Annotated in this window: 13 protein-coding genes and 1 tRNA gene; 5 read left to right on the top strand and 9 right to left on the bottom strand. The window is 59.4% G+C overall.

What is annotated here, in order from left to right; genetic code table 11:
* Positions 1–42: 42 nt before the first annotated feature.
* A complete protein-coding gene (gene hscB / locus VMU57_RS08015) occupies positions 43–654 on the top strand; it encodes a Fe-S protein assembly co-chaperone HscB (RefSeq protein ID WP_325382230.1) in 612 nt (203 codons plus the stop codon).
* Between the two features lie 5 nt (positions 655–659).
* Here hscB and VMU57_RS08010 read toward each other — a convergent pair whose 3' ends face one another.
* A complete protein-coding gene (locus VMU57_RS08010) occupies positions 660–1139 on the bottom strand; it encodes a DinB family protein (protein WP_325382228.1) in 480 nt (159 codons plus the stop codon).
* A 157-nt stretch (positions 1140–1296) separates the two neighbouring features.
* Here VMU57_RS08010 and hscA point away from each other — a divergent pair, with 157 nt between their 5' ends.
* Both hscA and VMU57_RS08000 read left to right on the top strand, forming a co-directional pair.
* Positions 1297–3303, top strand: coding sequence for a Fe-S protein assembly chaperone HscA (hscA, locus tag VMU57_RS08005; RefSeq protein ID WP_325382226.1), 2007 nt, complete (start codon positions 1297–1299; stop codon positions 3301–3303).
* A 2-nt stretch (positions 3304–3305) separates the two neighbouring features.
* Positions 3306–3740 (top strand): 2Fe-2S iron-sulfur cluster-binding protein, encoded by a 435-nt coding sequence (locus VMU57_RS08000; protein ID WP_188552870.1) that lies wholly within the window; start codon positions 3306–3308, stop codon positions 3738–3740.
* A 1-nt stretch (position 3741) separates the two neighbouring features.
* Here the strand turns inward: VMU57_RS08000 and VMU57_RS07995 are convergent, their stop codons facing one another.
* The 7 genes from VMU57_RS07995 to VMU57_RS07965 all read right to left on the bottom strand — a co-directional run bounded on the left by VMU57_RS07995 (position 3742) and on the right by VMU57_RS07965 (position 15004).
* Positions 3742–4587 carry a PGN_0703 family putative restriction endonuclease gene (locus tag VMU57_RS07995; protein ID WP_325382222.1) on the bottom strand — a complete coding sequence of 282 codons (846 nt, stop codon included), beginning with the start codon at positions 4585–4587 and terminating at the stop codon, positions 3742–3744.
* 65 nt (positions 4588–4652) lie between these two features.
* Entirely contained in the window at positions 4653–6137 is a 1485-nt protein-coding gene (locus VMU57_RS07990) for a UbiA family prenyltransferase (RefSeq protein ID WP_325382221.1), read from the bottom strand.
* A gap of 223 nt (positions 6138–6360) precedes the next feature.
* Positions 6361–9960 carry a carboxypeptidase-like regulatory domain-containing protein gene (locus tag VMU57_RS07985; protein ID WP_325382219.1) on the bottom strand — a complete coding sequence of 1200 codons (3600 nt, stop codon included), beginning with the start codon at positions 9958–9960 and terminating at the stop codon, positions 6361–6363.
* Between the two features lie 366 nt (positions 9961–10326).
* On the bottom strand, positions 10327–12123 hold the full coding sequence (glgP, locus tag VMU57_RS07980) for an alpha-glucan family phosphorylase (protein WP_325382217.1): 1797 nt from the start codon (positions 12121–12123) through the stop codon (positions 10327–10329).
* A gap of 168 nt (positions 12124–12291) precedes the next feature.
* A complete protein-coding gene (locus VMU57_RS07975) occupies positions 12292–13683 on the bottom strand; it encodes a pyridoxal phosphate-dependent decarboxylase family protein (protein ID WP_325382215.1) in 1392 nt (463 codons plus the stop codon).
* Positions 13684–13768: 85 nt separating this feature from the next.
* Positions 13769–14062, bottom strand: coding sequence for a hypothetical protein (locus VMU57_RS07970; protein ID WP_325382213.1), 294 nt, complete (start codon positions 14060–14062; stop codon positions 13769–13771).
* A 33-nt stretch (positions 14063–14095) separates the two neighbouring features.
* Positions 14096–15004: an alpha/beta hydrolase gene (locus VMU57_RS07965; RefSeq protein WP_325382211.1), complete on the bottom strand. Its 909-nt coding sequence runs from the start codon at positions 15002–15004 to the stop codon at positions 14096–14098.
* 250 nt (positions 15005–15254) lie between these two features.
* Here VMU57_RS07965 and VMU57_RS07960 point away from each other — a divergent pair, with 250 nt between their 5' ends.
* Entirely contained in the window at positions 15255–17630 is a 2376-nt protein-coding gene (locus VMU57_RS07960; protein WP_325382209.1) for a TIM-barrel domain-containing protein, read from the top strand.
* A 103-nt stretch (positions 17631–17733) separates the two neighbouring features.
* On the opposite strand, the gene VMU57_RS07955 is transcribed toward VMU57_RS07960, so the two are convergent.
* Positions 17734–19407, bottom strand: a complete 1674-nt coding sequence (locus tag VMU57_RS07955) for an adenosine deaminase (protein WP_325382207.1) — start codon at positions 19405–19407, stop codon at positions 17734–17736.
* 203 nt (positions 19408–19610) lie between these two features.
* Here VMU57_RS07955 and VMU57_RS07950 point away from each other — a divergent pair.
* Positions 19611–19685 (top strand) — tRNA-Phe (locus tag VMU57_RS07950).
* The last annotated feature ends 226 nt before the right edge of the window (positions 19686–19911 follow it).

Below are 19911 nucleotides of genomic sequence, written 5' to 3'. Positions count from 1 at the left end.
TCTAAATCTGTCCTCTCCATGAGGACGGAGAGATGTTTGCTTATGTCGAATTACTTCGAGGTCTTCAGCCTTCCGGCCAAATTGCAGATTGATACGGCGGCGCTTGAGAAGCAGTTCTACGTGCTCTCGCGCAAGCTGCATCCAGACCGTTTCGCTTCGAGGCCTGTGGCAGAGCAGGAGGCTGCGCTGGCGCAATCCTCTCAGTTGAACGATGCTTACCGCGCTTTGAAAGACCCGGTGCTGCGGACGCAGTATCTGCTGAAGCTGCAGGGCGTGGAGCTGGAGGAACAGTCCAAGGCCGCGACCGATGCGGCTCGGGCTACGGGTGGGCAAAAGAAGCAGATCGTCCCGCCGGAGCTGCTCGAAGAGGTCTTTGAGCTGAACATGCAGCTTCAGGAGATGCGCGCCGCCAGGCAGATGGGCGAGGACGAGCCGGAGCTGCGCCGCGACCTGATGACGGCGAAGGACTCGTTTGACGCAAAGATGGTGGAGACGCAGGCCGAGCTTGAGGGATATTGGGCGCGATGGGATGAGGCGCTGGATGCGGGCGATGAAGCAGGAAAGGCTGCTGCCAGGGATGCGATGGTCGCTCTGCTGAACAAGCGGAGCTATCTACGCAACCTTGTTCGAGATGTGAATGAGGCTTTGGAGTAGCTGGCTTAGGTTGCGGCGAGGCGTTCGATCTGCTGCAGGTGGTTGATGTCGTGGCCAGCCATGGTTTCGACCAGCGTCCAGAAGGTCATGGTGCCGCGTTCGGGGTGGGTCGTGGGGCGGTGACGGTCTTCTTCGGAGACCGTGGTGAGCAGCCGGAGGTTCCAGTTGCGAGCCGCCTTGAAGAGAGCCAGCGCGGAGTCGAGATCATAGGCGCCGTAGCGCGTGGCCCAGGCATTCTGATCGAAGGGGCGGATGAGCGCATGTTTCTGGCTGAGGGTCTGGCGCAGACGAAAGCTGAAGACGAGTTCGCAGTCGGCGAGGTGGGCGGCGATCTCGCGGATGCTCCATTTACCCGGAGCGGGGGCGCGGTCGATCTGCGCGCCGGAGAGCGGGGTGGTGAGCGCGGCGAGGTGGTCGGCGGTGGAGGTAAGGACGGGAATTGGTTCCTGACCGGCCAGGAATTTCTCGTAGGGGTTGAGTTCCATGGAGAGACGTTATCATGCCGCTGCGATAGATCTTTAGCGAAAAATGCCAGAATATCGCGCAAGGATGCATGGCATCTCCTGTCGGTTGCGCCGTAGTGGCGGCCCGGTTTGTAGGACAATAGAAAGAGGCATTGAAACGATAGAGGATTTGCAGGTTATGGCTGAGCAACGCGTTGTAGGAATCGACCTGGGCACGACCAACTCGCTGGTGGCGTTCATGGAGGGGGAGACGCCGGTCGTCATTCCGGGTGAGGACGGCGAACGGCTGGTGCCGTCGGTCGTGGCATGGACCGACGAGGGTGTAGTCGTGGGGAATGCCGCACGTGGAACCCTGCTGTCGGATTCGACAAGTGCGGTCTATTCGGCCAAGAGACTGATGGGACGCGACCTCGCCGATGTGCAGGAGGAGTTGAAGCTGTTCCCCTTCAAGCTAGCCGAGGGATTGCAGCCGGGTGAGGTGCTGCGGCTGAATGTGGGCGGCCTGACGATGACGCCGCCGGAGATTTCGGCTTATGTGCTGATGAAGTTGAAGAAAAATGCGGAGCGGTTTTTTGGCGGCCCGGTGACGAAGGCGGTGATTACGGTTCCGGCCTACTTCAACGACGCCCAGAGACAGGCCACAAAGGACGCGGGACGGATCGCCGGGCTGGAGGTTTTGCGGCTGGTGAATGAGCCGACGGCCGCGGCGCTGGCCTATGGGCTGAACAAAAATAAAGATGGCCTGATCGCTGTCTATGACTTTGGCGGCGGCACGTTCGATATCTCGATTCTGAAGCTGCATGAGGGAATCTTTGAAGTGATCGCCACGGGCGGCGATACCCACCTTGGCGGCGACGACATCGACAACCTGCTGATTGCCATTGCGCTCGACGACATCGCCGGAGATCTGGGCGAGGAGGTGCGCGGCAATGGCGAGGCCATACAGGAGATTCGCAAGGCGGTGATTGAGGCAAAGATCCTGCTGTCGGTGGCTGAGACGGCGATGCTGAATGTGCTGCTGCCCAGCGGCAAGCGATATCTGCGCGAGATCACGCGCGGCCAGTTTGAAGAGTTGTCGGCTGGTGTGATTGGACGAACCGCAGGCCCCTGCAAGCAGGCTTTGAAGGATGCAGGTTTGTCGGTGGAGCAGATCGACGAGGTCGTGCTGGTCGGCGGCTCGACACGGATTCCTGCGGTGCGGCGACTCGTGGATGAGTTGTTCGGGCTGGGCGCGCGCGGCAAGAAGCCGCATACGGAGCTGAATCCGGATGAGGTCGTAGCGCTGGGTGCGGCGGTGCAGGCGCAGATTCTGGCTGGCGGTTCAGCGGCTACAGAGGATTTGCTGCTGCTCGACGTCACTCCGCTTTCGCTGGGCATTGAGGCGCTGGGGGGGGTAGTCGCAAAGATCATTCAACGGAACTCGACGATTCCTGCGAGCGCGACCGAACACTTTACGACAGGTGTAGACGGGCAGACGAATGTGGCCATCCATGTCGTGCAGGGAGAGCGAGAGCTGGCGAAGGATTGCCGGTCGCTGGCCCGGTTCGATCTGAAAGGGATTCCGCCGATGGTGGCCGGGCTGCCGCGCATCGAAGTGAAGTTTCTGATCGACGCCAATGGCATTCTGCATGTCAGCGCGCGCGAGCAGCGCAGCGGCAAAGAGGCTGAGGTCGAGGTGAAGCCGACCTATGGACTCACCGATGAGCAGGTGGAGTCGATGATTCTCGCCTCGTTCGACTACGCCGAGCAGGACATTCAGGAGCGCCAAGTCATCGAAGCGAAGAACGAAGCTGAGACGATTCTGGCGGCGGTGGAGAAGGGCAAAGCTCATGAGGCCTGGCAGCAGTTGACCTCTGATGAGATTGCGAAGATCGAACAGGGCGTCAACGAACTGAAGGCCTCGATACAGGGTGGAGATTACAAGCTGATCCGGCGGTCGATTGAAGGGCTGGATAAGGCGACGCGACGGTTCGCGGAACTGATGATGGATACTGCCGTCTCCGGCGCCATGAAAGGCAAGACGATGGGCGCGGCGGGCGAGAGCATGGGTGAGGGGCCGACGGCGCCGCATCCCTTTGCCAAGGCGCAGATGCTGGATTCAAAGGCTGAAGCCGAGGCAGAGACCAGGAGAATTGAAGATTCTATCAACGATGAGGCTACGGCCGGAGAGTCAACGGAAGATTGATTATGTCTGAAAACAATAAAAATGAAGTCGTGGATTTGTCGAAGCCTGCGGGCGAAGGAATGGTTCGGGTTACGTTTGAGCCCGAGGGACGGACGGTGGAGTTTCCATTCGACTCGCTGCCGTATGAAGGCCATGGGCAGCCCATGTCGTTTCTCGATGTCGCGGAGAACTATGACATCTTTCTCGATCACGCCTGTGGCGGCGTGTGCGCCTGTACCACCTGTCACCTGTGGGTGAAGGAGGGAATGCAAGGCGTGAGCGAACCGGAAGACTTAGAACTTGACCGCATGGAAACCGCCGCCGATATCCAGTTGAACTCGAGGCTTGGCTGTCAGGCGGTGATCGAGAAGCCGGGAACTTATGTGGTCGAGATACCGAAGTGGAACCGCAACTATGTGCAGGAAGGCAAGCCCCGCCACGGACCCGGAAGCGAGTAGATCAGGCCGGAACTATACCGTATTTGATCTCCAGAAATTGCTGGAGGTCGGCGGGGAGGGTGGTCGCCAGCTCCTGCCATGTGAGCAGCTTCAGACGCCATGCGAAGCTGGGGTAGTGGACTGCGGACAGGACGGAATACCAGATCTCGATGAGATCGTGTCGGCGGCCGTCGCACAGGACGCAGAAACTGGTGTCGCTGGCGAAGGCAGCAAGAACGTTGCGGATCAACTGATATCCCTGCACGATGCCGTCGGCTGTCCACGGCAGGCGTGTGACGTCGAAGAGGGTTTCGAGGTCGCGGTAGCGTTCGATCAGGCGGGGACGGGCGTTTTGGAAGCTGCTTTCGGTGAGCTTTGCCTCGATGAAGAGATTGCCCAGATGGAGGTCGATCTCGGTGCGATCGAGATGGCCGTTGCGAAGCGGAATGCCGGGGTGAACGCCGAAGCGGGGTTGCGCGGCAGGGTCGACGTTGAGCAGATTGGCGATGCGGATATTGAGCTTGCCCTCGTCGAAGACCTCGGTATGACAGAAGATGCTCATCAGCAACGCGTCGGAGCTATTGGCGGAATCGAGTTCCATCCACTGGCAGTCTTTGCGGGCCCGCGAGCGGCGGGATGCGGTGTGAACCTTGGTGAGACGGCGAGCCCAGGCGGCGTTGGCACAAATTCGACCATAGGAGTTTGGGTGGAAGTTGCCGTGGCGTCCTTGCTCGTCTCGTCCGAAGATTACGACCGGGTTTGCTCCCGGAGAGAGATCGTGCAGTAGCTTCTGGCTGCGGGTCAGCGCCATGCTCCGCGCGCTGAGTTCGCGGCGAAGCATGGAGGATGTGAGATAGTTCCTGCTCATACGAGCATCTTTTCCAATCGTCGTCTTGCACGGCTGACACGACTGCGTGGAGATTTTAGAACTTCTCACAGCGCCAGAAGAACGACTACCACTACAGCCAGGCCGAGCAGCAGGCTGCGCCGGTCGGTGATGGCGTAGACAACGGGGTCCTCGTCGAGTTCGCCGCGCGAGGCTCGCAGCCAGAGAAGGCTTATCCAGAGCAGGAGAATGGGCACCAATAGCCATAGACGATTTGTGTGGTGATAAAGCTGTGCCGTGTTGAGGTTGGAGATATAGAGCGTGAGAACAGCAACCGAGACATAGCCGCTCGCCGAACCGAAGCTGCGAAGTTGTTCTATATCAGAGATATGGTAACCGCGCCCGCCTGCGGTTACACCCCCGCGTTCCCGCAGGTTTTCAAGCTCGGCGTAGCGCTTGACGAAGGCCAGCGACAGGAAGAAGAAGATGCTGAAGCTGGCCAGCCAGGTTGAGACCGCGACCCCGGTAGCGGCTGAGCCAGCCAGAATCCGGATCGTATAAAGCCCTGAGAGAACAATGACATCAACCATGACTGCCCGCTTGAGGCGCAGCGAGTAGGCCAGTGTCGTCACCGCGTAGATTCCGAGCCATTCGAGGAAATGGTAGGGACGAGCCAGCCCGCGCGAAGGCGTGATGAGGCTGATCACGTGAGGAAGAAGGATTGCCAGGCAGACGGAGGCGGCGAGGAAGAGCGCGATGACGAAGACGCCGCTGATCGCCGACAGATCTCCCGACGCGAACGGGCGGCGGCGCTTGCGTGGATGCTGGCGGTCGACCTCCAAATCCAACAAATCATTGACGATGTACGTACCGGAGGCACACAGGCCGAAGCTGAGAAACGCGATAAACGCCGCGGCAAAGAGCGCTTTGTCCCAGGCATGGGCAAGCAGCAGCGGAAGGAAGATCAGGGTGTTCTTCGCCCATTGGTGAATGCGGATGGCCTTTGGCCACGCACGGAGCGGGGAGACACGCTCGTCGAAGGAGCGGACGGGAACGATGCCCTTGGCGCGGAGCGCGGCACGCAGTCCCGCCGTGGGGTTGGCGACCATAGGTTCTTTGCAGTGCTGGAGCAGGGTGAGGTCGGGCCGGGCATTGCCGATGTAAGTGAAATCGTTGCCAAAGCTCTGGCGGAAGGCGGCAAGCTTGTTGGAACCGGCGAGGTTGGTCGACCCATCGGAGGCGAGAACGCCGGTGAAGAGATTAAGGTGGGCAGCGATGCGGTGTGCCAAAGCAGAGTCGGCTGCGGTGGCGAGATAGATGGAGCGCCCGGCGGCCTTCTGCTGCTCAAGATATTGCAGAAGCTCGCGATTGTACGGGAGATGAGCAACATCCAGCTCTACCCTGCTGGTGATATGGCGCTTGAGGGCTGCCTTGCCCTCTGCCAGCCAGCGCGGTAGCTGGAGAAGCGCAGCGGGATTCTGGCGCGCGAGGGCCAGGGTCGAGTCGACCAGCGTATCGGATTTGACCAGAGTACCGTCAAGGTCGACGCAGAGCGCGGGGAGCGTGGCGGTGCCGGGAGCAGGAATAGACAAAGATGTTCCTTCCGCAGGGGGAGTTTACGATGATCCATCTTATTTATACGGGTTTAGATGCCAAAATTCGTTAAATTGCGGGTTTTCCTGTGGTTGGTGAGACATCTTTTGCACTAAAAACCGCATTTTGCGGAAACAGGCCTGAGGGCCAAAAAAGGTCCGGGCCAGACGCAATCTCTACAAAGCAGAGTGCGCCCGGCCCGGACGGGTTAGTTGAGGCTGGTTAGAAGTCGATGCGGCCCGAGAACTGGATATCGCGGGAAGAGTTGGCGGTTCCGGTGATGAGACCGAAGCTGCTGCTTCCGACGGCCGATCCGGGTGCTTTGAATCGAACGTTGTTGGTCAGGTTGAAGACATCCGCCTGCATGGTGAGGTTGAGCCGTTCGTAGATGCCGAAGGTTCGGCGGAGGCTCATGTCCGTATCGTCTCCACCCGGCGCGCGAAGGCCGAAGGGATAGGTACGGGGTGAGTTGCCGATGACGTAGGCAGGGTAGGTGCCGGACTTGGAACCTGCGACGCCGGCGGTGTACGTGCTGCCCGAACCGGGTGCGAGGAACGCGTTCGGATCGAAATACCGTGTGGTCGTGGCGACGGAGTAGAGTGCATTTCCGTAGCCTCCATTGATGCGGGCCGAGCCGGAGAAGTTCGGGTTGACGCTGGGCATGCACGTACCGGAGAAGGGCTGTGCGCAGCCGGAGGCGGTGGGGACGATGGGGTATCCAGAGGTATAGCGATAGATTCCAGAGACGGCGTAGTTCTTGATGAGCGCATTGACGAAGCGGTTGCCGCCGTTCTTGCCGAACGGCTCTTCCCACACGGCGTAGGCGGAGACATTGCTGGGCTGGTCGGTGGTGGAAAGCCCTCGTTCGGTGTACGCGTTGTTGCCGTAGGCGGTGCGGCCTGTGCCGGTATCGTCATAGAGCTTCGAGAAGGTGTAATTGATGGTGTAGCTCAGACCGTGACGGGCCTTCTGGTTGAGAGTGATCTCGAGCGCGTCGTAGTTGGAGTTGCCCATGTCGCCCCATACATCGGACCATCCGTTGTACTGGGCAAAGGGACGCAGCGCCTGCCCGATGGTGGCCTTCGGTGAGAAGTTGGCGTACGGCAGCTTGAAGGATGGCAGCACCGCCTGCACCTTGGTTACGTTCGCGCCGGTGGCAGGAAGGTTGAGCATGCTGCCCAGGCTGAAGTACTGAGGATCGAGCTGGTTGGAATAGATGCCGTGGCCGATGCCGGTACCGAGGAAGTGGCCGTTGGAGCCAGCGTAGTCGACATTGAGAACCATCTGATGCCAAAGCTCCTGCTGGACGCCGAAGTTGAAGTTCTCATAGTACGGAGCGCGGCGGCTGAGATACGGATCGGCGTAGATGACACCATTAGGCGCGCCGGTATAGCCGGGCGTTGTGGTGTAGCCGGTGCCGAAGGCAGGGGTTGGTGTGGCGGCCGCATACGACGGAAAAGCATTGTTGCCTGCATCAGTGAGATAGAGGCCCGGTGTGATGCCGTTGTCAGGCGAGGCGATCGAGAGGCCGCCGGAGAAGCCGAGCTGGCCGGTTCCCTGCCGTCCGCCGCCACGTCCGCCGACGCCGCCTGCGTGAGTGTAGGAGATGTCGAAGGCGCCGCGAACCACTGTCTTCGGAGTAACCGAATAGGCAAAGCCGAGGTGAGGTCCGAAGTTCTTGTACCAGGTACGGACCGGGGTGGAGCAGTTGCAGCCGTAGGTTCCATTCCCAGCGAAGTTGAGCGCTCCGAGCGTTCCGGTGATGGGGTTGACGCGCGTGACATCAAGGAAGGAAAGCTTGTTGTTGACCTCGTGGAAGGGCGAGTAGAGGTCCCAGCGCAGCCCGATGTTGAGAGTGAGTTTCTGGGTCGCCCTGTAATCGTCCTGGAAGTAGGGCGAGAAGGTGTAGTAGCGCGCCCCCGTGGTGATGACCTGGCGGGAGTCGCTGATTCCGCCGCCGTCGACCGCGCCGATGAGGAAGCTGGCATAGGCTGCGCCGGTGGCAGTGTTAACCGTGGTTCCGGACTTGAAGGTCGCGGTCTCGTTGGGCGAGTAGTTCAGATTGAGATAGGTCCCGCCGGTCAGCGAGGTGTCGTTGTCGTTGAGCCACTGGTACTGGCCGCCCCAGCTCATGGAGTGCTTGCCCTTGACGTACTGCATGGAGTCGTAGAGCAGGTAGGTGGTTCCATACTCGGAGTTGCCCTGGTTATTCGAGTTCGCCGTTCCGCCGAGCGAGGCCGGAGCGTTGGTGCCGCTGAAGCCAAAGCGCGGTGCGGCATCGTTGGCCTGTCCGGTGGGAAGGTTGGTAAGGCCGGACGCAGAGGCGGCATACTGGGGACCTTCACCGGGGTTGGTGGAGACTCCGCCGCCACGGCTGATGCCGTACTTCAACTGGTTGATCCAGCGATCGGTGATGGAGTAGGTGTCCTCGATGATGCCGAGAAGCTGGAACTGCTTGTTGCCGACGGTCGCTGTGAAGGGTACGGGCAGACCGCTGGAGTCGCAGCAGGCCGGGTTGGCGGCGCGGTTGCCGTACATGACCAGGAACGAGAGACGGTTCTTGTTGGAGACGTCCCAATCGAGCTTGTTGCTGTACTTGGCATAGGTAAAGCCGGTGTTGAAGCCGCCAAGGTAGTTATTGACCAGAGAGCTGTTGGTCGGCTGGGGGATGAAGTTCTGATAGAACTGCGCCATCTTGGTGAAACGCGAGGGCGCAATGACGTTGGGCTGGCCGTTGTAGCTGAACTGCTGGCGGGTGCAGGTGCCGCCGGTGCAGACCGTGGTGGTGGGGTCGTAGATGGGAGCGAAGGCGGAGAAGTCACCGCTACGCTCGGCCATCGTGGGAACAGAGACCAGGCTGGGGTTGGAACCCTTGAGGTAACGCTGGGCATCGTAGGAGAAGAAAGTAAAGAGCTTGTTGCGGACGATCGGACCGCCGAAGGTGCCGCCGAACTCGTTCTGGCGCTCCACCGGTTTGATGGCGGTCTTGGTCACGGGGTTGATCTGGTTCTTCGGTGTCCATCCCCACGTGTCGAGCACGGTGTTGCGGAAGAACTCGAAGGCGCGGCCGTGGAACTGGTTGCTGCCCGATTTGAGCGTGTAGTTGGCAAAGCCTTGACCTTGATATTGCGCGGAGCTGCCGGAGGTCTGGACCTGAAACTGATCGACGGCATCGACCGAAGCGCCGCGGTTGACGTCGGCGTTGTTGCCCTGGATGACGGGGTCGGTGATGGCGAGTCCTTCAATATAGGTCTCGTTGTGATAGCTCTGGCCGCCGTTGAACTGGCCGGTGTGGCCATCGCTGACGACGCCGGGGGTGAGGTAGATGAACGCGGTCGGGTCGCGGGGAGCGCCGCCCATATTGAGCGGAAGGGCCTGGTAGGTCGTGTTCTCCATGGTAGTACCGAGCGTGGCATTGGTCGTGTCGAGCGGGGCTGGCGCAGTGGAGACGGTGATGGTGGTGTCGGCGGCGCCGACCTGCAGCTTGATATTGAGGCCAAAGACCTGGAGGGCATCGAGGCTGACGTTCTGCTGGGTATAGGTCTGGAAGCCGGGAGCGCTGACCGTGACGGTATAGATGCCGGGGTCGAGCGAGGCGACAGAGTAGAAGCCGGAGCTGGTGGTCTTCTGGTCGTGCTCACTGTTGGTGCTGTTCTGAATCAGCTTGACATTGGCATCAGGGACGATCGCACCCGTGGGATCGGTGACGGTGCCCTGAATGGTTCCCTTACCGCTGAGTTGCGCATGGAGCATGGACGGAAGGAAGATGATGCCGAGAACAAAAACAAGAGAAGCGAGATACGGGATAAAACGTTTGCTCACTGAGAGCCTCCAAAGTATTGCTGACAAAGAAATGGTTAGACCGATTTTTATTGGAAATTATTTTTTATATGACGATGGCAACGATATTTCAAAACAATAGGCATAGTCAAGAAATAGTTCCAAAGGTGAAATCAGGATCGAGCGCACGGTTTTCGCCGGGCGGAGGACCGTCGAAAGCCAGCAATGGACAAGCGATCTCGCGGTAGAGAATGGTTTTAGGTCAAGCTAAAGATATCAGGGGACTTAGGCCGAGCCAGCCTCAAAAATCCTCCGGCCTTTGTGGAAGCCGGTGGACATTCAGCGGCCTTTTGGAGCGGTGCTCTGAAAGGCCGCACTCAGAGATCGGAGGAATAAACCAAAGACTGGTTAGACCAACTCAGCTTCATCGAGCAGGACATCGACGGCAGGTTCGTTTACCGGAGCCGACGGCGAGGATAAGTCAGTGAGGTGGGGAAAGGGAAAGTAGGCATTGCAGACGTATTGCGCCAGCATGCGGTGCGTATTGAAGAAGCTGCCGTTGATGGCGATGCAGTGCTGCTGCATCCGCGCCCAGGCAGCGGGATTGGCGTACATGGGAGCGATATGCTTCTCGAGCTTCTCGTAGAGATTGGCGGCTTCGGCCTCTTCGCTCTCGGCGTCGTCGATGGCCCAGCCGGTGACGTTCTCGGCACAGCCCTCGATCCACCAGCCGTCAAGAACGGAGAGCGAGGGAACGCCGTTGAGCGCGGCCTTCATGCCGGAGGTTCCCGAGGCCTCGTAGGGACGGCGAGGAGTGTTGACCCAGACATCGACACCCTGGGTGAGCAGTGCGCCCAGTTCCCAGTCGTAGTTTTCGAGATAGTGGATCTTCAGGGCGCCGGAGTTGAGACGGGCAGCCGCGGCGTAGACGTCGCGAATGAGGCCCTTGCCTGCGTTATCGGCGGGATGGGCTTTGCCGGCGTAGAGGATCTGCAGGCCGCCAATCTTTTCGGCGATAGCGACGAGGCGGGCTGGGTCTTCGAGCAGCAGGCTGGCGCGCTTGTAGGTTGCCACGCGGCGGGCGAAGCCGAGGGTCAGGACCGACGGATTGAAGTGGTGGCCGGTGCGTTTGGCCAGAACGTCGAAGAGGCGCTGCTTGCCTTTGAAGTGACAGGCGGAGATGCGGGCAGGGTCAATGCCATAAACGGAGCGGAAGTATTGATTATCGGTGCGCCAGCTCGATACCTCGGCGTCGAGCAGCTTCTGAAAGTGGGGGGAGACCCAGGTGGCAGCGTGGACTCCATTGGTGATGGAGTGGACCTTGTAGTCAGGGAACATGAGCTGCGAGACCTTGCCGTGCTGCATGGCGACTCCGTTGACGTAACGGGAGAAGCGCAGGGCAATGTAGGTCATGTTCATGAGGCCGTTGTGGAGGCAGCCTGCATGCTCGATGGCCGCGGCGCGGTCGTGGCCGAGGACCTGGTACATCTGGTCGAGGCCGAACTGGTCGTGGCCAGCGGGGACAGGGGTGTGGGTGGTAAAAACGCAGTGGCGGCGGACAGCTTCTAGGTCAATCTCCTGCGCGTCACGAAGAGGATTGCCCGCGAGGTGTTCTTCGAGAAGGCCGATGCTGAGCAGGGCGGCGTGGCCCTCGTTCATGTGATAGACCTCGGGCTTGCAGTCCAGCGCACGCAGAAGCGCGACGCCGCCGAGGCCGAGGATCGTCTCCTGGCAGAGACGGTAGTAGGTGTCGCCGCCGTAGAGATGGTCCGTGAGATGACGGTCCCACTCGTCGTTGCCTTCAATGTTGGTATCGAGCAGGAAGACGGGGATAATGTGGCCGGTGACGCCGATGACGTCGAAGCGCCAGGCGCGAACGAGGACCTGACGGCCCTGCATGGAAAGAGCGATGACCTGGTTGGCGCTGGGGAGCGTGGCCTCTGGCGACCAGGGAACGTCCGCTTCGGTCTGCTGGCCTTGCGCATCGAGGATCTGGCGGAAGTAGCCGCGGCGATGTGCCAGCGAGATGGCAACCATGGGGCGGCAGGTGTCTGCCGCGGAACGGAGAGTGTCGCCCGCCAACATGCCCAGGCCACCGGAGTAGGTGGGAAGGGAGGGAGAAAGGGCAATCTCCATGGAGAAATAGGCGATGCTGCGGGAGGAGAGGTCGGGACAGGCAGTGGCGAGCGCGTTGGAAAGGCTCAAGTGGTATTTCCTTTTCTCATCCGAACGTCGGCTGGTGAAGCCGGAGCCGGGTGCCAGGTTAACGCTTACTATCGGCGGAGTCGCTGAGAACACGACCTCCGGGGATGAAAGATCCGTAACCCCGAATAGCGGTTAGTTTACCAAAGAAGCAACGTGGAAAAGAGGGATTCATCTTGGTACGGGGGTGGTATTGACTATCTCTGCAACGGTTACGGATGCAATGAGGCGCTTCCAGATCTCGTCGGTCCAGGCCAGGTGCTCGGGCTTCATCAGCACCGAACGAAGACAGGTAACGTTCGCTGCTGGTTCAGCTTGCGGCCAGGTTGCCGATGGGAAGAAGCGGACCGGTAAAGTTGCCAGAGCGAGGTGAAGGTCGTGACGGGCGGCTTCGTCGAAGATTTGCTGGGCGAGGGCGGAAGAAAGTTCGGGAGTTGGAGATTTTGCTGTCCAGAAGACGATATCGAGGGCAGGTGGAAAGGCCGGAGTGACAAAGTGAGGGCTGGCGGCGAGGTTGCGGTGGAGTTCGACGGCGGCTTGATGGCTGGATTCGAGATTTTGCGCAAAGTCGCCGCCGGGAATGTAGGGCAGGAGCTGCTGGGTGGCCCAGAGCGCGACCGCCGAGGCCCCGGCGCGGGAACACTCTAACGAAATCTCGCCAAGGTGAAGGTCTTTGGAGGAGAAGTAGGTGTACGGGGAGTCGTGCTTGTAGAAGCGGCCTACGGCGGGGTCGCGGAAGAGGATGCAGCCGCAGCCGTAGGGCTGGAGGCCATGCTTGTGCGGGTCGATGACGATGGAATCGGCTTGCGGGATGGCGTTGCAGGCCGCCTTGGTTTCAGGGGTGAGGTTATCGGCGAGGGTGAAGTAGCCGCCGTAGGCGGCGTCGACGTGGATGCGAAAGTTGTGGCGCTGTTGGAGCTTCAGGATTTCGTCGAGCGGGTCGACGGAGCCGATGGAGGTGGTGCCGAGGGTGACGACTACGGTGCCAATGGTTTGCGTTTCAAGCAACGACTCGAGTGCGCGGAGGTCGATGCGTCCGGTATTGTCTGAGGGGATTTTTACAAAAGGAAGGCCGAGGACTGCCGAGATGCGGCTGTGGGTGTAGTGGGCCTGATCGGAGGCGGCGATGGACTTGCCGGGTGCGAGTTGCCCGGCGATCCAGAGGGCTTCGAGGTTGGCGAAGGTGCCGCCGCTGGTGAGGTGGCCGAGATGCCGCGGCCAGCCAAACATCTTGGCGAGGGCGGCGACGGCTTCGATCTCCATGGCGGAACTGGCGCGGCCCCCGTCGAGGGCGTGGTTGTTGGGGTTGACCGACATGGCCAGCGTGTAGGCGGCGCGAGCGATGGGGTGGGGCGGCTTGAGCATCTGCCCGGCGTAGAGCGGATGGGCGTAGGGGTAGTTGTCGTGGAGCTTGATCGCCACTTCGTTGAGGATGGCGGTGGCAGCTTCGTCGAGCGACGGTGCGGGGCTTGCGGGAAGGTGGGCGGACGAGTCGTCGAGACGACGCTGGGCTTCGGCGAGAAGTTGGAAGAAGCTGTCTGGCTTGGACTCGGTGGAGGACATCAGTCGGTTTGAGTTTCCAGTTTGAGTGGTGACCCATGTCCAAGAATCGGGACATGGGTCACCCGGTTTTTTGGCGTAAGGTGATCTAAAACTCGTGGGTGATAAAACCGAACTTCATCAGGTAGCCGAGGAGCATGGCGAGGACGAAGGCGATGGTGGTCCAGGTGATCTGGCAACGGCGCTTCATCAGGGTCTCGCCCAGAACGATCACTATATAGAGAGCCAATGCGATGAGCAGGCCATCCAGGATGAAGATGTGCGTGTAGGTAGGAGTGGAAGCGACGATGCGCTGGATGTGGAAAGGGGGAAACAACGAACCAATGGCATAGACAAGGAGGAACATGACGAACTGAAGAACCGTGGACAGTAACTTTTTCATAGTCTCTCTCGTAGTGAGTTTAGCGCGGATGAGCTAGGGTTGCGGCGATGCGGTTGGGCCTCCGAGGACGTGGATGGTGTGGAACCAGGTTTCGGCCAGCGCGGGCCAGTGGGTGATGGGAAGATTCGTCGGGCGAAGACCGTAGCCATGGCCGCCTTGAGCGAAGATGTGCAGCTCGGCTGGGACCTTTGCCTCTTTCAACGCCTGGAAATAGACCAGTGAGTTCTCTTCGTGGACGGGATCGTCTTCGGCTTGGAGAAGGAAGGTGGGCGGCGTGTTCGAGGTGGGGTCGATGCCTCGGGCGAGTTTGTCGAGGGCTGGCGCGTCGGAGAGGTAGCCGGGATAGATGATGAGGGCAAAGTCGGGGCGGGCGCTGGGCTCGTTCGCGGGCTCGTTAGGGCGTTTGAAGTCGGGGTGGTTGCTAAGGACGGCGGCGAGATGCGCACCGGCTGAGAAGCCGAGGACGCCGATGCGGGTGGGGTCGATGTGCCACTCGGCAGCGTGGGCGCGGGTGATGCGCATGGCCTGCTGTGCGTCTTCGAGATCGGCGGTGTTTTCGGGATAGTGCCTAGCGAAGGGGACGCGGTATTTGACCAGAACGCAGGTCACGCCGATGGAGTTGAGCCAGGTGCAGACTTCCGTTCCTTCGAGGTCGTAGGCGAGAATGCGGTAGCCTCCGCCGGGAAAGACGAGGACGGCTGCGCCGGTGTTCGCTGTGGTGGGCGGGTAAACGGCCAGAGAGGGCTTGCTGATGTTAGTGAGATGCATCAGCTTCTTTCCGGCGACGAGTGCGTCGGTGGGCTTGGTGATGTCGGTCTCGGGGCCGTGGATCTGCGTGGTCTCGGGTGCACCGTTGGGCCAGAGTGGGAGGGTTACTTTTTGCGCGAAGGCGATGGGTGTGGCAGCGAGTAGAGCGAGGGTGAGGACGAGGGATGTGCGCACGGAAACATGGTAATGCCTTTGCGAGGACAGCGACGACAAAAACAATTACAGGTCATTCGCCCCGGATGCACCTTTTGCTGGGGATGACAGGTTTGTGTGGAGAGAGAGGGAGAGACAGAACCAGGTCCTCCGCTTCGCGAAGGATGACAAGGTTAAGTTAATAGGTGGGTAACAGGTGGTAATAGGTGCGACGAGGGCGGTGTCGTACATAATGGATGGCGCGTTGCATTTGAGGAGAACGATGCTTTCAATGACTTGTACATCGATGAACCAGGTTGGGACCCGGGCTGGCCAATATATTTTGCTCGCTGGAATTTTGGCAGGCAGCACTTCCTTTTCGACTGCCTTCGCGCAGTTTGATCCCGGCAGCCATGGCTTACCTGCGATTACGGTGGAGCAGACGGCGCATGGGTTGGACGCGAAGATTGGCGGTGAGAGTCTGCACGTCACGGTGTGTGGCGATGATGTGATTCACGTAGTGGCAGGCCCGGGTGATCCGACAGCGAGTTCGCCGGTGCAGCCATGGATGCTGGAGCCGAGCAAGTCGTGTCCGGGGGCGAGCTTCCAATTCGCGCAGGATGATAAAAGCGCGAGTTTGACGACTGCTGCTCTGAAGGTGGAGTTCTCGCTGAAGCACGGCAACCTGACTTATAGCGATCTGCAAGGTAAATCGCTGCTGCGCGAGGGTAGCAACGAACCGCGCACCTACAAAAAGGCCGAGGTGAACGGCGAGACGGCCTACCATGTGACCGACCGCTTTTCTCCGGACAGAGTAGAAGGGCTGTATGGGTTGGGACAGCACCAGAACGGGATGTTCAACTATCGCGGTGCAACGATTGAGCTGGGTCAGAACAACACGGATGTAGCGATTCCGCTGCTGGTCTCGAGCAAGGGCTATGCCGTGATGTGGAACACGGCTTCGCTGACTTATGTGGACAACCGCTTCCCTACCGAGCTTTCGTTCCGAACGGTGGCGGGTGACGCCGTGGACTACTATCTGATCTACGGGCCGGAACTGGATGAGGTGATTCATGGGTACCGCAATTTAACTGGGCATACGCCACTGTTCCCCAAGTGGGCGTATGGATTTTTCCAGTCGAAGGACCGCTACGTCTCGCAGCAGGAGGTTCTCGATGTCGCGAAGCGATACCGCGAGAAGCATATTCCTATCGACGGGATTGTGCAGGATTGGTTCTGGTGGCAGAAGGAAGGCGATCCTGTCTTCAATAAGAACTTTCCTGATGTGCGCGGCGAGTTGAAGACGCTGCATGATGAGCACTTCCACGCCATGCTGTCGGTTTGGGGATTGTTCGATCCGGATTCGGAGAACTTCAAGAAGATTTCGGCGAAGCACTTCGATATCTATGACGCGCATGTTTATGACGCGACCAATCCTGCGGCGCGGGATTTTTACTGGAACAATCTTGCGGGCAAGTTGTTCGACATGGACTGGGACGCTTTCTGGCTGGACAGCGCGGAGCCGGAGGAGTCGTGGCCGCATTCAGGCGATGCGATCCTGCAGAACAAACATCTATCGATTGGCAGCGGAGCGCGGTATACGAATATCTTTCCACTGGTGCATACGGGCGGCGTGCAGGAGCACTGGAAGGAGATGAACGATCAGAAGCGCGTGTTTCTGCTGACACGGTCGGCGTTTCTGGGGCAGCAGCGGAACGGCGCGACGACGTGGTCGGGCGATATCTACAGCACCTATATGAACCTGCGGCGACAGGTGCCGGCTGGGCTGAACTTTGCGCTGTCGGGAAATCCTTACTGGACGACCGATATCGGCGGATACTTTCAGCCGCTTGACCGGCCGGCGAATGATCCTGAATATCAGAAGCTTTATGCTCGTTGGTTTGAGTTTGGTGCGTTCTGCCCGGTGTTTCGCACGCATGGGCATCGTGACCATAACGAGATGTGGACGTATGACAAGGTAGAGCCGATTCTGCTGAAGTATGACAAGCTGCGGTATCGCCTGATGCCTTATATCTATTCGCTGGCGTGGCGGGTGACGAATGAGGATTACACCATTCAAAGGCCGCTGGTGATGGATTGGCGTGGAGATGAGAAGACCTGGGACATCGGCGACCAGTTTATGTTTGGGCCTGCGCTGATGGTGAATCCGGTGATGCGCGAGGGAGCTACGCGGAGGGATGTGTATCTGCCTGCTTCGCCGGTCTGGTATGACTTCTGGACGGGAGACCGCGTAGCCGGACGAGGATGGATTGAGGCTGAGGCTCCGCTGGATCAGATTCCGCTGTATGTGCGGGCGGGGTCGATTGTGCCGATGGGGCCGGAGATTGAATATGCCGATGAAAATCCTGACGGGCCGATTGAACTGCGCGTATACACGGGCACGGATGGGAGCTTCAACCTCTACAACGATGAGGGAAATAACTACGACTACAAGAAGGGGCTGCATAGCGTAGTTCCGATTCGTTGGGACGAGGCGGCGAAGACGCTTACCCTTGGAGCGCGCGAGGGAGAGTATCCGGGGATGCCAAAGGAGCGGACCTTCGATATTGTTTGGGTCGGGCGTGACCATGGCGCAGGAGAGACGCTGGTTTCACAACCCGACAAGACAGTTCGGTATTCAGGTGCGGCGGTTATTGTGAAGAGATAGATACTGTAATTGTTACAAGTAGAACCGACCGCCTGATGAAAAGCAGGTCCTCCGCCTTCGGCGAAGGATGACAAGGCTTGGGATGTGACTCCCCACCCCTGTCCTACGGCGTGGTGGACTCGAAGACATCGTAGCGGTGTTCGAGTTGCCATTGCTCGGTTGCCTTTTTGCTGGACTGGAGAAATGCTGCGCATTTGGTGGTTGGCTTTTCTGCGCCCAGAGGCTGGCCAGCACAGGCTGCGTTGGTGCGGGTGAAGTTGTCGCGCTGCTGCCAGAGACTGGGGCCGGGAAGGAAGCTGTGTTCGAGCGAGGTGCGGGACATGTTTTTCAGGTCTGCATAGCTGAGGTTGAAGTCGCGGGCGGCGCGAACATATTCATTAGTGAGATCGATGCGAGAGACGCCTTCGTCGTCGGTGGAGAGAGCGACGGGGACATGCGCGGCACGGTAAATCGGCAATGGGTGGTGGGCTGGGTCGATGCCGAGAATGACGTCGTTCGAGGTGAGGTTGATCTCGACCATGATGTGACGGGTGGCCATCTCTTTTAAGAGCGCCTGCGGATTTTCTTCGTACATGATGTCGACGCCGTGGCCGATGCGTTCGGCGTGGCCTAGCTCGACGGCCTCGCGGATATGGAAGCGGAGGCCTGCGGGTGGGACGAGGCCGGGCGCGAGTTCGCCAGCATGGAGCGTGATGTGGACGCGGGGATAGACGCTGTGGAGATAGTCGAGCATCTGCATCTGACGGTGGTATTCAGACATTGCGAGATAGGAGTCTTCGGGTTGGACAAAGTTGATGCCGACTACATGGGGGTCTACTGAGGCCAACTCGAAGTAAAGGAGGGTCTGGGCAAAGACCTTTTGCGGAGGAAAGGCACGGAGGACCTGTCCGAGGAAGCGGATTTGGACCGCGCAAGCGATGCTGTGCGCTGGTCCGCCAATCGAATCCACAGATGAAATCTGTTCTTTTGCCGTTTGCTGGGTCGCAGGGCATCCTTCAATTGCGTTCCGATTTGCCTCGGCGTCGGCCAGTTCCTTCTGGTCGATAGCGACTTCATCGCGCAAACCACCCGCAAGCAATGCGTCACGCAGCTTCGCTAACTGTTCACGAGTGACCTCCTTTTGTCCTCCCAGCCAACCCGAAGGTAAACCGGCCCCCGCAGGCCAGCCTAAGTCGTAACCGAGCTTTGCGGCATGCTCGAAGGTGGGAGTTTTCATGATTTCGAGGTACTGCTCATTCTGGGCGGCGGCGCGCCTGGCGACCTCGTCAAGCCATTCGCCGGTGTGATCGTCGAGCACGCCGAAACGGTCGAAGGTGGCGAAAAACTGATCGTGGCCGCTAGTGCCAGCAGTGGGGACGAAGCCGCGCATGGAGAAAGAGTCGACGAGCGCGTCGTAGAGATGTTGGTCTTCGAGTACGCTATCGGCGCGGATATCGCCCTTGTTGCAGACGGGCTGCGGAGGGAGGCTGCTGGTGCCAACGTTTTTGGTGAGAGTGAGAGCAGAGGAATTGACGCAGAGAAGATCTGCGGCGGCGTCCTTGAGAAAGGTCTCCGCGTAGACGGCGCCGGAGAGATGCATGTGCAGATCTGCGCCTTTGGGCATTTTGACGAGGAAGGCCCGGAGCTGTAAAGGATTTTTCTTAGCGGCGTTGAAGGCCTGAGTGGCTCGCTGTTCCTGCTGTGCAGTCGATCGTTTGGGCGTAATCGCATGGGCTGCAATGGAGGTGAAAAGGCAGAGGAAGATAGCAGAAAGGGAAAGTTGAGTGCGACTCAGCATAAGGATTTCCTTCAACTTGCAGGATGAGCAAGGATAGCGCGAAGGGAAAGTTGGCGGTATGGTCAGGGATTGCTATACTGGGAATGCGTTTGCGTTGCCAGTTCCCTGCTGGCGACATGCTCCCCTGAGAAGGCTGGGGCAACAGGCGTAGATGCTACGCACGGGCGTTCTTGGCGATCCCCGATAGAGGCGTTAGATGCCAAGGCCAGATAGCTCAGTGGTAGAGCGCGGCCCTGAAAAGGCCGGCGTCGGCGGTTCGATCCCGTCTCTGGCCACCATTACTGATGCACACCCCCTCCCCCTCTTCATTTCCGTTGAAAATTTCAATATCGCCGGAAACTTCGAGAAGAGGGCCATCGGGTGTGCTTTTCGGCGTAAGTACAAGCCGATCAACGTGTTTTGCGAGTGCCAGCCTCGCAATCTCTACATCTCCTCGCAGCAGTTCGCCGATCTCAGCAGCCCTTCCATAGAGAAATTCCCGCAAATCATCAATTGATACGGCGA

This window comes from Edaphobacter sp., assembly GCF_035532915.1.
Classification (GTDB): Bacteria; Acidobacteriota; Terriglobia; order Terriglobales; family Acidobacteriaceae; genus Edaphobacter.
The sequence above is the reverse complement of the archived record's forward strand: the minus strand, read 5'-3'. Positions and strand labels throughout refer to the sequence as shown.